This window comes from Antiquaquibacter soli, from assembly GCF_030580675.1.
GTDB classification, from domain to species: domain Bacteria; phylum Actinomycetota; class Actinomycetes; order Actinomycetales; family Microbacteriaceae; genus Rhodoglobus; species Rhodoglobus soli.
In genome coordinates, this window is record NZ_JAUQUB010000001.1 from 1,285,139 (window position 1) to 1,296,848 (window position 11,710).

Below are 11,710 nucleotides of genomic sequence, written 5' to 3' on the forward strand. Positions count from 1 at the left end.
AAGTCTTAGAGGTGACGAAAATGGCCCTGACTCCGGAAGATGTAGTCAACAAGCGGTTCCAGCCGACGAAGTTCCGCGAGGGCTACGACCAGGACGAGGTGGATGACTTCCTCGACGAGGTCGTCGTCGAGCTGCGTCGCCTCAACCAGGAGAACGAGGAGCTGCGTCAGCGCCTCATCGCGAGCGACTCGCGCATCAACGAACTGCAGCGCCAGGCCCAGCAGGGCGGCGGTTTCGTGCAGCAGCAGCCCGAGCCGGTCATTGCCGCTCCCGTGCCCGCGCCGGCGGTTGCGCCCGTCGGCATGCCGCAGGCCGACGCCAACGCGATGGACCCGGGTAACACCAACAACCTCCTGCAGCTCGCGCGCCGCCTCCACGAGGAGCATGTCCGCGAGGGCGTGGAGAAGCGCGACGCGCTCATCGCGGAGGGTCACGCCACGGCCGCCCGTGTCGTCGCCGAGGCGGAGTCGCGCCAGCGCGCAGAGCTCAGCTCCCTCGAGCAGGAGCGCTCGGGGCTCGAGCGGCGCATCGAGGAGCTGCGCAACTTCGAGCGGGAGTACCGCCAGAAGCTCAAGGGGTACATCGAGGGCCAGCTGCGCGAGCTCGAGAGCTCGAACGAGCTGACGGCCGCACCGAGTGCCGCTGCCGTCTCCGCGGCCGCTCCGTCCGCGGCGGCTCCGTCGGCCGCCGCTGCTCCCTCTGCGCCGTCGCCGCAGTACGCCGCCCCCGCCTCGCCGCAGTACCCCGCTCCGGCTCAGTACACCGCGCCGTCTCCGGCAGCGCCGCAGTACAGCTCGGCTCCGGCGCCTCAGCCCGGCGACTTCACTGGCGGCTTCGCCGGCAACTGACACCTCGTGCAGCGGCGAGGGGGCCCCACCGGGTCTCCTCGCCGCTGTCATGTCCTGACCACTCGATGACCATGGAATCCCGCAGCCTCCCCGTGCCCGATGGCCTCGCCGGCCAGCGCGTCGACGCCGGACTCGCCAAGCTGCTGGGCTTCTCCCGCACGTTCGCCGCGGAGGTCGCCGAGAGCGGCGGCGTCTTTCTCGACGGCCGGAGCCTCGGCAAGTCGGATCGGTTGGAGGCGGGCGGCTGGCTCGAGGTGCACTGGCAGTCGCGCGCCGAGCCGACGATCATCCCGGTCGTGGTCGACGATCTCGGAATCGTCTACGACGATGACGACATCGTCGTCGTCGACAAGCCCGCCGGCGTGGCCGCCCATCCGAGCATCGGCTGGGACGGACCCACCGTCCTCGGAGCCCTCGCCGGCGCCGGCTTCCGGATCGCGACATCCGGTGCCGCCGAGCGTGCGGGAATCGTTCATCGACTGGATGTCGGCACGAGCGGGCTGATGGTGGTCGCCAAGAGCGAGAGGGCGTACTCCGCGCTCAAGCGGGCCTTCCACGACCGCGAGGTGCACAAGATCTACCACGCCGTCGTGCAGGGGCATCCCGATCCTCTCGTCGGCACGATCGACGCCCCCCTCGGCCGCCACCCGGGCTCGAGCTGGAAGTTCGCGGTCGTCGCCGACGGCAAGCCGAGCGTGACCCACTACGAAACCCTCGAGGCGTTCCGAGCTGCCTCGCTCCTGGAGATCGAACTCGAGACGGGGCGCACCCACCAGATCCGAGTGCACATGGCCGCTCAACGGCACCCGTGCGTCGGCGACGCGATGTACGGCGCCGACCCCACGCTGTCGGCCCGTCTGGGGCTGTCCCGCCAGTGGTTGCACGCCCATCGATTGGGGTTCGAGCATCCCACCGGAGGCGGCTACGTCGAGTTCGAGTCGCCCTATCCGGCCGACCTTCAAGCGGCGCTTGAGGTGCTTCGGGCCGACTAGGGCGAGTCGACTGGGATGCCGTCAGCGGTGCCGATTACGCTGGTACTCCCGACGGACCGGAAGAGCGACAGTGGCATCAGGCGACTCCTTCGTGCACCTGCACGTACACAGCGAGTACTCCATGCTCGACGGCGCCGCGCGGGTCGCCCCCATGCTCGACAAAGCGGTCGAGGAGGGGATGCCCGCCATCGCGATCACCGACCACGGCAACATGTTCGGCGCCTACGACTTCTGGAAGAACGCGACGGCGCGCGGCATCAAGCCGATCCTCGGCACCGAGGCCTACATCACTCCGGGCACGCACCGCAGCGACAAGACGCGCGTGCGATGGGGTACGGCCGCCCAGTCCGACGATGACGTGGGAGGCTCCGGCGCGTATACCCACATGACGCTCCTCGCGGAGAACAACGAGGGCATGTACAACCTGTTCCGGTTGTCGTCGCTCGCCTCGATCGAGGGCTACTACTTCAAGCCCCGCATGGACCGCGAGCTCCTGTCGCGGTATTCGAAGGGGATCATCGCCACGACAGGGTGCGTCGGCGGCGAGGTTCAGACCCGGCTCCGCCTCGGGCAGTACGAGGAGGCGCGCAAGGCCGCGGCCGAGTTCCAGGACATCTTCGGCAAGGAGAACTTCTACGCCGAGATCGCCGACCACGGCATCGAGATCGAGCGGCGCACGATGGGCGACCTCCTGAAGCTCGCCAAGGAGCTCGGGATGCCGCTCGTGGGCACGAACGACCTCCACTTCGTCCACCGCGAGGACACCCACGCGCAGCAGGTTCTGCTGTGCGTCGGCACCGGGTCGACGATGGACGACCCCAAGCGCTTCCGGCTCGAGGGCGACGAGTACTACTTGAAGTCCGCGGCCGAGATGCGCGCGATCTTCCGCGACCACCCGGAGGCGTGCGACAACACGCTCCTCATCGCCGAGCGCTGCGAGATCGGCTTCGAGAAGCGCGACCTCATGCCGCGCTTCCCGGTGCCGGAGGGCGAGACCGAGGCGACGTGGTTCGCCAAGGAGGTCGCAGCGGGCATGGAGCGCCGATTCCCGGGCGGCGTGGATGAGGCGCACAAGGCGCAAGCCGACTACGAGGTATCCGTCATCACGCAGATGGGCTTCCCCGGCTACTTCCTGGTGGTGGCCGACTTCATCTCGTGGGCGAAGAGCCAGGGCATCCGCGTGGGCCCTGGCCGCGGCTCGGCCGCGGGCTCGATGGCCGCGTACGCGATGGGCATCACGGAGCTCGACCCGCTCGCTCACGGGCTCATCTTCGAGCGCTTTCTCAACCCCGAGCGCGTCTCCATGCCCGATGTCGACGTCGACTTCGACGACCGTCGCCGACCGGAGGTCATCAAGTACGTCACCGAGAAATACGGCGACGACCGGGTCGCGCAGATCGTGACGTACGGCACGATCAAGGCGAAGCAGGCGCTCAAGGACTCGGCGCGAGTGCTCGGAATGCCGTTCTCGGTGGGGGAGAAGCTCACCAAGGCGATGCCGCCGGCGATCATGGGCAAGGACATCGCGCTCGGCGACGTGTTCAACAAGGAGGCGGAGCGCTACAAGGAGGCGGCCGACCTCCGGGGTCTCGTGGAGACCGACGCGGAGGCCAAGCGGGTCTTCGACACCGCTCTCGGCATCGAGAACCTGAAGCGGCAGTGGGGGGTGCACGCGGCGGGGGTCCTGATGTCTGCCGAACCCCTGCTCGACGTCCTGCCCGTGATGAAGCGCGAAGACGACGGCGCGATCATCACCCAGTTCGACCAGCCCCCGCTCGAGGACCTCGGCCTCCTCAAGATGGACTTCCTCGGCTTGCGGAACCTCACCGTCATCGGCGACGCCTTGCGCATGATCGAGGAGAACACGGGCTCCCCGCTGAAGATCGAGGAGCTCGACCTCGACGCCGATCAGCCCACCTACGACCTCCTTGCGCGAGGCGACACCCTCGGCGTGTTCCAGCTCGATGGCGGGCCCATGCGCGCCCTGCTCAAGCAGCTCAAGCCGACGAACTTCGAAGACATCTCGGCTGTCATCGCGCTCTACCGCCCGGGTCCGATGGGCATGAACTCGCACACAAACTACGCGCTGCGAAAGAACGGGCTCCAGCAAGTCGAGTCGATCCACCCGGAGCTCGCGGAGCCGCTCAAGGACATCCTCGACACGACGTTCGGCCTCATCGTCTACCAGGAGCAGGTGATGAGCGTGGCCCAGAAGGTCGCGGGCTTCACGCTCGGCCAGGCCGACGTTCTGCGGCGAGCGATGGGCAAGAAGAAGAAAGCCGAGCTCGACAAGCAGTTTGCCGACTTCGAGGCCGGGATGCTCGGCAACGGGTACAGCAAGGACGCGGTCAAGGTCCTCTGGGACACCCTCATGCCGTTCGCCGACTACGCGTTCAACAAGGCGCACAGCGCCGGCTACGGCGTGCTCAGCTACTGGACCGCCTATCTCAAGGCGAACTATCCCGCCGAGTACATGGCGGCGCTCTTGACGAGCGTGGGCGACTCGAAGGACAAGCTGGGCATGTACTTGAGCGAGTGCCGACGCATGGGAATCAAGGTGCTGCCGCCGGACGTCAACGAGTCGCGGGTGGACTTCAGCGCCGTGGGTGCCGACGTGCGGTTCGGTCTGGGGGCGGTCCGCAACGTGGGCGCGGCCGTCGTCGACCTCATCTCGAAGGCGCGCGAGGAGAAGGGACGCTTCACGTCCTTCCACGACTTCCTCCGCAAGGTCCCGATCCCCGTCGCGAACAAGCGCACGATCGAGTCGCTCATCAAGGCGGGCGCGTTCGACTCGCTCGGAGCGACCCGCCGGGCCCTCCTCGAGATCCACGAGGACGCGGTCGACTCCGCGGTGAGCGTCAAGCGGAACGAGGCCAACGGCCAGGTGGGCTTCGACTTCGACAGCCTCTGGGATGAGCCGGAGGCCGTCGACCACGTGCCCGATCGCCCCGAGTGGGCCAAGCGCGACAAGCTCGCGTTCGAGCGGGAGATGCTGGGGCTCTACGTGTCCGATCACCCGCTCGCTGGTCTCGAGATCCAACTCGCGAAGCACGCGAGCGCGTCGATCAACGACATCCTCGGCGGCGACGTCGCCCAGGATGGCGAGCACGTCACGATCGCGGGTCTCGTCACGAGCGTCCAGCACCGCGTCGCCCGCAACAGCGGCAACCAGTACGGGATCGTGACGGTCGAGGATTTCGCGGGCGAGATCAGCGTCATGTTCCTGGGTAAGACGTACCAGGAGTTCTCTCCGGCTCTCGTCAACGACTCGATCGTGGTGGTCCGTGGTCGGGTGAGTGTGCGCGACGACGGAATGAACCTCCACGCCGTGAGCATGTTCACCCCCGACACCGGGCCGGGCCTGGGCTCCGGCCCCCTCGTGATCTCGGTCCAGGAGCAGCGGGCGACCACGGACGTGATCTCCGCGCTCAACGACGTCCTCATCCGCCACGCCGGCGACAACGAGGTGCGACTCCGACTGCTGCGCGGCGACAGCGCGCGAGTCTTCGAGGTTCCCTACCCCGTGACGGTGTCGGCGGACCTGTATGGCGAGCTCAAGAGCCTGCTCGGTCCGAGCTGTCTCGCGTAGGGTATCCGGCCGGCCCGCGCGCGACGACGAACTAGCATGGTCACGATGATGCGATCGATCGACCTCCGCGCCGTTCAGCCCACCCGAAGCGAGCTCGCGCGTCTCGTTCCGCGCGCGAGCGTCGATGTCTCGGCTGCGAGCGCGACGGCCGCCGAGCTCATCGACGACGTCTGCTCGCGCGGCGCCGTGGCGCTCCTGGAGCAGGCCGAGCGGCTCGACGGCGTGCGGCCGGAGCACGTTCGCGTCCACGCCGATGAGATCTCCGCCGCCGTCGCGCGACTGCGGCCCGAGGTCCGGGACGCGCTCGAGGAGGCCATCGACCGAGTGCGAGCGGCGACCCACGCGCAGGTGCCCGCGGGTACCGTCACCGATCTCGGGGCGGGGGCGCGCGTCATCCAGCGCTGGCAGCCCGTCGGCAGAGTAGGACTCTACGTGCCGGGCGGCAAGGCGGTCTATCCGTCGAGCGTCGTCATGAACGTCGTGCCCGCCCAGGTCGCGGGCGTCTCGTCGGTTGCCCTTGCCTCACCGCCCCAGCGGGCGTTCGACGGCGGTGTGCACCCCACGATCTTGGGGGCGGCGGGATTGCTCGGCATCGAGGAGGTCTACGCGATGGGCGGGGCGGGAGCCATCGGCGCCTTCGCGTTCGGTGTCCCGGACCTCGATCTCGATCCCGTCGACGTCATCACGGGGCCCGGGAACGTCTTCGTCGCCGCGGCGAAGCGCATCGTCCGCGCAACGACCGGCATCGACTCCGAGGCCGGCCCCACCGAGATCCTCGTCATCGCCGACGGGAGCGCGAATGCCCGGCTCGTCGCCGCGGACCTCATCAGCCAGGCCGAGCACGACGAGCTCGCGGCCGCCGTTCTCGTGACCGACTCGCCCGAGCTGGCCGAGGCCGTCGCGGTCGAGGTCGAGCGCCTCGCCGCGCTCACGACGCACCGCGATCGGGTTGGGACCTCGCTCGCTGGCCCGCAGTCGGCGATCGTCCTGACCCGGGATCTCGAGGATGCCGCGGCCTTCAGCAACGCCTATGGTCCTGAGCACCTCGAGATCCAGACCGCGGAGCCCGGCGCCGTGCTCGACCTCATCGACAACGCGGGAGCAGTGTTCCTCGGTGCCTACTCGCCGGTGAGCCTGGGGGACTACCTCGCCGGGTCGAACCATGTGCTGCCGACGGGTGGGCAGTCGCGGTTCTCCTCGGGCCTCGGTGCGTTCACCTTCTTGCGCCCGCAGCAGATCGTGAGCTACGACCGAGGTGCGCTCGAGGCGGTCGCGGGCCGCATCGTCGCCCTCTCCACAGCCGAGGACCTCCCCGCACACGGTGCCGCCGTCTCGGCACGCTTCGAGCAGTAGGCGGTAGCCTGGAGGGACCATGTTCTGTCCCTTCTGCCGGCACCCAGACAGTCGCGTGATCGACTCGCGCACGAGTGACGACGGGCTGTCCATCCGTCGTCGTCGCCAGTGCCCGGAGTGCGGTCGCCGCTTCTCGACGACGGAGACCGCGAGCCTCAGCGTGATCAAGCGCAACGGCGTCATCGAGCCGTTCAGCCGCGAGAAGATCGTTGCGGGGGTGCGGAAGGCCTGCCAGGGACGCCCGGTCACCGACACCGATCTCGCGGTGCTCGCCCAGAAGGTCGAGGAGACCATCCGCGCGACGGGCGCAGCGCAGATCGACGCGAACGACATCGGCCTCGCCATCCTCAGCCCCTTGCGCGAGCTCGACGAGGTCGCCTATCTCCGCTTCGCGAGCGTCTACCAGGCCTTCGACTCCCTCGAGGACTTCGAGGCGGCCATCACCCTCCTGCGCGTCGATCACCACTCGAGCGAGACCCCGACGGCCTGAGCGCGTTCGATGCCCTAGCCTGGCTGGAGCATGTATCGCCTCCTCTTCCACCTCGTCCTCTCCCGACTCGATCCGGAGCGCGCCCATCGGCTCGCGTACGCCGTCATCCGCCTGATGCCGACGTTCGGTATCGGCGCGCTCGTCTCGCGAGCGACTCGGCCCGATCCCTCCTTGCGCGTCCGCACGCTGGGCCTGGATTTCCCGTCGCCGTTCGGCGTGGCGGCAGGATTCGACAAGGAGGGTCTCGCCATCCGCGGTCTCGGTCAGCTCGGCTTCGGCCACATCGAGGTGGGCACGATCACCGCGATCGCGCAACCGGGCAACGAGAAGCCGCGCCTGTTCCGGCTCGTGCCGGACCGCGCAGTCATCAACCGCATGGGCTTCAACAATCACGGGGCCGCAGCGGCCCGCCGCATCCTCGAGCGCGCCGCGGCACGACGTGCGCGGCCGGTGATCGGCGTCAACATCGGCAAGTCCCGAGTGGTGGACGTGGATGACGCGATCGCCGACTACGTCGAGAGCACTCGTATCCTGGCGCCCGCCGCCGACTACCTCGTCGTCAACGTCAGCTCGCCGAACACCCCCGGGTTGCGGGGGCTCCAGGAGCTCGAGAGGCTCGCGCCGCTGCTCCGGGCCGTCAAGCACGAGGCGGGTGGCACGCCGGTCCTCGTCAAGATCGCCCCGGACCTCACGGACGACGAGGTGCGCGTCATCGCGGCCCTCGCGGTCGCGGAGCTCGACGGCATCATCGCCACGAATACGACGCTGTCGCGGGAGCGTCTGCGCACCGATCCCGCTGTTGTCGCGGCGGCGGGCGCCGGCGGGCTGTCGGGCCCGCCGGTCGCGGCGCGGTCTCTGGAGCTGCTGCGACTCATCCGATCGAGCGTGCCCGGCGACTTCTGTGTGATCTCCGTCGGCGGCGTCGAGTCGGCCGACGACGTGATCGAGCGCCTGGGTGCGGGGGCGACGCTCGTCCAGGGCTACACCGCGTTCCTCTACCGCGGGCCTCTGTGGGCCCGCGAGATCAACCGGAGCCTCGAGGCGCGGGGGATCAGACCGGGTACTGCCCGCGCTTGACCTGCGGCTTCGGCAGCCGCATCATCCGCAGCTGGAGCGCTCGCATGGCGGCGTACCAGCGCACCTTCTCCACGCGGTCGGCCCCGAACTTCGCCGCGAGCCGACGGCGGACGAGGAAGCCGAGAAGGATCGCGTCGGCCGCCGCAAGGATGAAGAAGGCCCACAGCGCGATGATGGCGATGTACTGCACCTCGGGCTGGGGGAAGAAGGTCAGGATGATGACGAGGAACATCAGCGGGATGAGCAGTTCGCCGAAGCTGAACCGCGCATCGACGTAGTCGCGGACGAACTTCTTCTGGGGCCCGCGGTCGCGCATCGGCAGGTACTTCTCGTCGCCGTTGGCCAGGCCGATCCGCGCCTTGTCGCGCTGCTCCTGGGCCTGGGCGCGGGCACGCCGGCGGGCCTCGGCGCGGTCGTTCGAGACGAGGGGGCGCTTGCGGGCCTCCTCCTTCTCGCGACGCGTCGGCGTCGGCCGTCCCTTGCCGACGGCGGACTCCTCAGCGGTCGGCTCGGCAGGGGTGGGGGTGCTCGGCGTTGTCTTGGCCACGGAAGTCCTTGATGTCGGGGTCTGCTTAAGATTACTCGCATGACCCACACGCCGCAGTCGCACCCCCTCCTGCCCGAGCTGTCGGAGGCCGTCCAGTCCGGTCTCCCGACAGCGATCTCCGATCTCGGGGGCCTCGTGCGCATCCCTTCCGTGTCGTGGGATGGATTCGACCCGGCCCACGTCGCCGCGAGCGCGGACGCGGTGCGGGGGCTGCTGGAAGGTCTTGGCGTGTTCGACTCGGTGGTGGTCTCCACGGCCCCGATCGACGCCGATCGCACCGGTCAGCCCGCGGTTCTGGCGACCCGGGCGGCACGAAACGGCAAGCCGACGATCCTGCTGTACGCGCACCACGACGTTCAACCGCCCGGGAACGCGGATGACTGGCAGTCCGCACCGTTCGAGCCGACAGTGCGCGGTGACCGGCTGTACGGCCGAGGTGCGGCGGATGACAAGGCCGGGGTCATGGCCCACGTTGCCGCCATCCGCGCCTTCACTCAGGTCGTCGGCAGCGACTTCGACCTCGGCCTCGTGGCTTTCATCGAGGGGGAGGAGGAGTTCGGCTCGCGCTCGTTCTCGAACTTCATCGTCCAGCATCGCGACGAGCTCGCCGCGGACGTCATCGTCGTCGCCGACTCCGACAACTGGGACACCGAGACGCCGGCTCTCACGGTCGGTCTGCGGGGCAACGTCACGTTCAAGCTGACCGTCGCGACGCTCGAGCACGCGAGCCACTCGGGGATGTTCGGGGGAGCGGCTCCCGACGCCATGCTCGCGACCATCCGCTTGCTTGCGAGTCTGCACGCAGCCGACGGCTCCGTCGCGGTCGCGGGGCTGACGTCGCGCGAGGCGACGACTCCCGACTATTCGGAGGCGCGACTGGCCGAGGAGGCCGCGCTGCTCGAGGGCGTGCATCCGATCGGCCACGGTCCGGTCCTCAGCCGGCTGTGGGACCAGCCCGCCATCACGATCACCGGAATCGATGCGCCCACGGTCGTGATCGCGTCGAACACCCTTGTCCCGAGCGTCACCGTGAAGGTGAGCGCTCGCATCGCGCCCGGGCAGTCGGCGGATGACGCGTTCCGCGCGCTCGAGGCCCACTTGCGCGAGCACGCTCCCTTCGGCGCGCACCTGACGATCTCCGACGTGGACAAGGGAAATCCGTTCCTCGTCGACACGAGCGGTTGGGCCGTGGCCGAGGCCACCGACGCGATGCGCGAGGCCTGGGGCCGGGAGGCGGTCCAGACGGGGATCGGTGGCTCGATCCCGTTCATCGCGGACCTCGTGGAGGTGTTCCCCGACGCGCAGATCCTCATCACGGGCGTCGAGGACCCGGATTCGCGGGCCCACAGCCCCAATGAGTCCCTCCACCTCGGCGTGTTCCACCGCGCGATCCTCACCGAGGCCGTCCTCCTCGCAAAGCTCGAGGGGCGGGCGTAATATGGATGACATGACAGATACCGCCATCGCAACGCACGGCGTGGGCCTCACCGACGCCGCGGCGACCAAGGTCCGCACGCTGCTCGAGCAGGAGGGTCGCGACGACCTCCGCCTTCGCCTCGCTGTCCAGCCCGGCGGGTGCTCGGGGCTCATCTACCAGCTCTACTTCGACGAGCGGATGCTCGAGGGAGACGCGCTGGCGGAGTTCGGCGAGGGCGTCGAGGTCGTCGTCGACAAGATGAGCGTGCCGTATCTCGATGGCGCCACGATCGACTTCGAGGACACCATCCAGAAGCAGGGCTTCACGATCGACAACCCCAACGCGCAGGGCTCGTGCGCGTGCGGCGACAGCTTCCACTGATCGACCGGCGGTTTCCGAAGAACGCGTCCCCTCGGGGGCGCGTTTTTCGTTTCACGGGGGCCGTGGTGCGACCGGGGGAGCCCCCGTCGGGTTATAGACTGGGCGGGATTGAAGTCCATGTTCTGCGAGAGGTCACAGGTGCGCTCTAACCGCCTTAAAAGATGGGCTGTTATTCCGATCGGTCTAGCAGTCGCGATCATCCTCGCGGGATGCACGCAGGAGCAGCTGCAGGGCTGGCTCCCGGGCGACGCGGAGACCACGAACCACACGTCGCGCATCATCGGCCTCTGGGTCACCTCGTGGATCGTGCTTCTCGCCGTCGGTCTCGTGACGTGGGGCCTCATCATCTGGGCAGCCGTCGTGTACCGGCGCCGCAAGGGCCAGTCGGGCCTGCCGGTGCAGCTGCGCTACAACCTCCCCGTTGAGATCTTCTACACGATCGTCCCGCTCATCCTCGTGCTCGGCTTCTTCGCCTTCACCGCTCGCGACCAGGCCGCGATCGAGGAGCCCACGGCCAATCCCGACGTTCAGATCGAGGTGTTCGGCAAGCGCTGGGCGTGGGACTTCAACTACGTCACGGATGACGCGTACTACTCGGGCGTGCAGGCGGACTTCAACCCCGACGGCTCGATCGACACCGACAACCTCCCCGTGCTCGTGCTCCCGGTCGACAAGACGGTCGAGATCAAGATCGAGTCGCGCGACGTCATCCACTCGTTCTGGGTCGTGGACTTCCTCTACAAGAAGGACATGATCCCGGGCAAGAGCAATTACATGTACTTCACGCCGACCAAGATCGGCACCTACGCCGGCAAGTGCGCCGAGCTCTGCGGCGAGTACCACTCCCTCATGCTCTTCACCGTCGAGGTGGTCTCGCAGGAGGACTACGACGCGTACATCGAGTCCCTCAAGGCCGGCGAGTACGCGCCGTACGGCGGCGAAGGGCAGATCGGCGCCGACTTCAACGTGAACCAGAACCTGCCCGGCAACGGCAGCAGCACCGAGGACTGAACACG

At 68.4% G+C, this 11,710-nt stretch carries 10 protein-coding genes; 9 read left to right on the forward strand and 1 reads right to left on the reverse strand.

Features of this window, described 5'->3' with window-relative positions; genetic code table 11:
* Positions 1 to 20: 20 nt before the first annotated feature.
* The 6 genes from Q5716_RS06315 to Q5716_RS06340 all read left to right on the forward strand — a co-directional run bounded on the left by Q5716_RS06315 (position 21) and on the right by Q5716_RS06340 (position 8,349).
* Entirely contained in the window at positions 21 to 848 is an 828-nt protein-coding gene (locus tag Q5716_RS06315) for a DivIVA domain-containing protein (protein ID WP_369523970.1), read from the forward strand.
* A 71-nt stretch (positions 849 to 919) separates the two neighbouring features.
* On the forward strand, positions 920 to 1,840 hold the full coding sequence (locus tag Q5716_RS06320; protein ID WP_305002236.1) for an RluA family pseudouridine synthase: 921 nt from the start codon (positions 920 to 922) through the stop codon (positions 1,838 to 1,840).
* Between the two features lie 70 nt (positions 1,841 to 1,910).
* Positions 1,911 to 5,429, forward strand: coding sequence for a DNA polymerase III subunit alpha (dnaE, locus tag Q5716_RS06325; protein WP_305002237.1), 3,519 nt, complete (start codon positions 1,911 to 1,913; stop codon positions 5,427 to 5,429).
* Positions 5,430 to 5,474: 45 nt separating this feature from the next.
* Positions 5,475 to 6,782 (forward strand): histidinol dehydrogenase, encoded by a 1,308-nt coding sequence (gene hisD / locus Q5716_RS06330; protein ID WP_305002238.1) that lies wholly within the window; start codon positions 5,475 to 5,477, stop codon positions 6,780 to 6,782.
* Between the two features lie 19 nt (positions 6,783 to 6,801).
* Positions 6,802 to 7,272, forward strand: a complete 471-nt coding sequence (nrdR, locus tag Q5716_RS06335) for a transcriptional regulator NrdR (protein WP_305002239.1) — start codon at positions 6,802 to 6,804, stop codon at positions 7,270 to 7,272.
* Positions 7,273 to 7,302: 30 nt separating this feature from the next.
* Entirely contained in the window at positions 7,303 to 8,349 is a 1,047-nt protein-coding gene (locus Q5716_RS06340) for a quinone-dependent dihydroorotate dehydrogenase (protein WP_305002240.1), read from the forward strand.
* Here the strand turns inward: Q5716_RS06340 and Q5716_RS06345 are convergent.
* On the reverse strand, positions 8,324 to 8,896 hold the full coding sequence (locus tag Q5716_RS06345) for a DUF3043 domain-containing protein (RefSeq protein ID WP_305002241.1): 573 nt from the start codon (positions 8,894 to 8,896) through the stop codon (positions 8,324 to 8,326). The two genes, Q5716_RS06340 and Q5716_RS06345, sit on opposite strands and share 26 nt — an antisense overlap.
* A 39-nt stretch (positions 8,897 to 8,935) precedes the next feature.
* On the opposite strand from Q5716_RS06345, the gene Q5716_RS06350 reads away from it, so the two are divergent.
* The 3 genes from Q5716_RS06350 to ctaC all read left to right on the forward strand — a co-directional run bounded on the left by Q5716_RS06350 (position 8,936) and on the right by ctaC (position 11,705).
* Positions 8,936 to 10,333: a dipeptidase gene (locus tag Q5716_RS06350; RefSeq protein ID WP_305002242.1), complete on the forward strand. Its 1,398-nt coding sequence runs from the start codon at positions 8,936 to 8,938 to the stop codon at positions 10,331 to 10,333.
* Positions 10,334 to 10,343: 10 nt separating this feature from the next.
* Positions 10,344 to 10,694: a HesB/IscA family protein gene (locus tag Q5716_RS06355; protein ID WP_305002243.1), complete on the forward strand. Its 351-nt coding sequence runs from the start codon at positions 10,344 to 10,346 to the stop codon at positions 10,692 to 10,694.
* Positions 10,695 to 10,832: 138 nt separating this feature from the next.
* Positions 10,833 to 11,705: an aa3-type cytochrome oxidase subunit II gene (gene ctaC / locus Q5716_RS06360; protein ID WP_434056591.1), complete on the forward strand. Its 873-nt coding sequence runs from the start codon at positions 10,833 to 10,835 to the stop codon at positions 11,703 to 11,705.
* Positions 11,706 to 11,710: the final 5 nt, after the last annotated feature.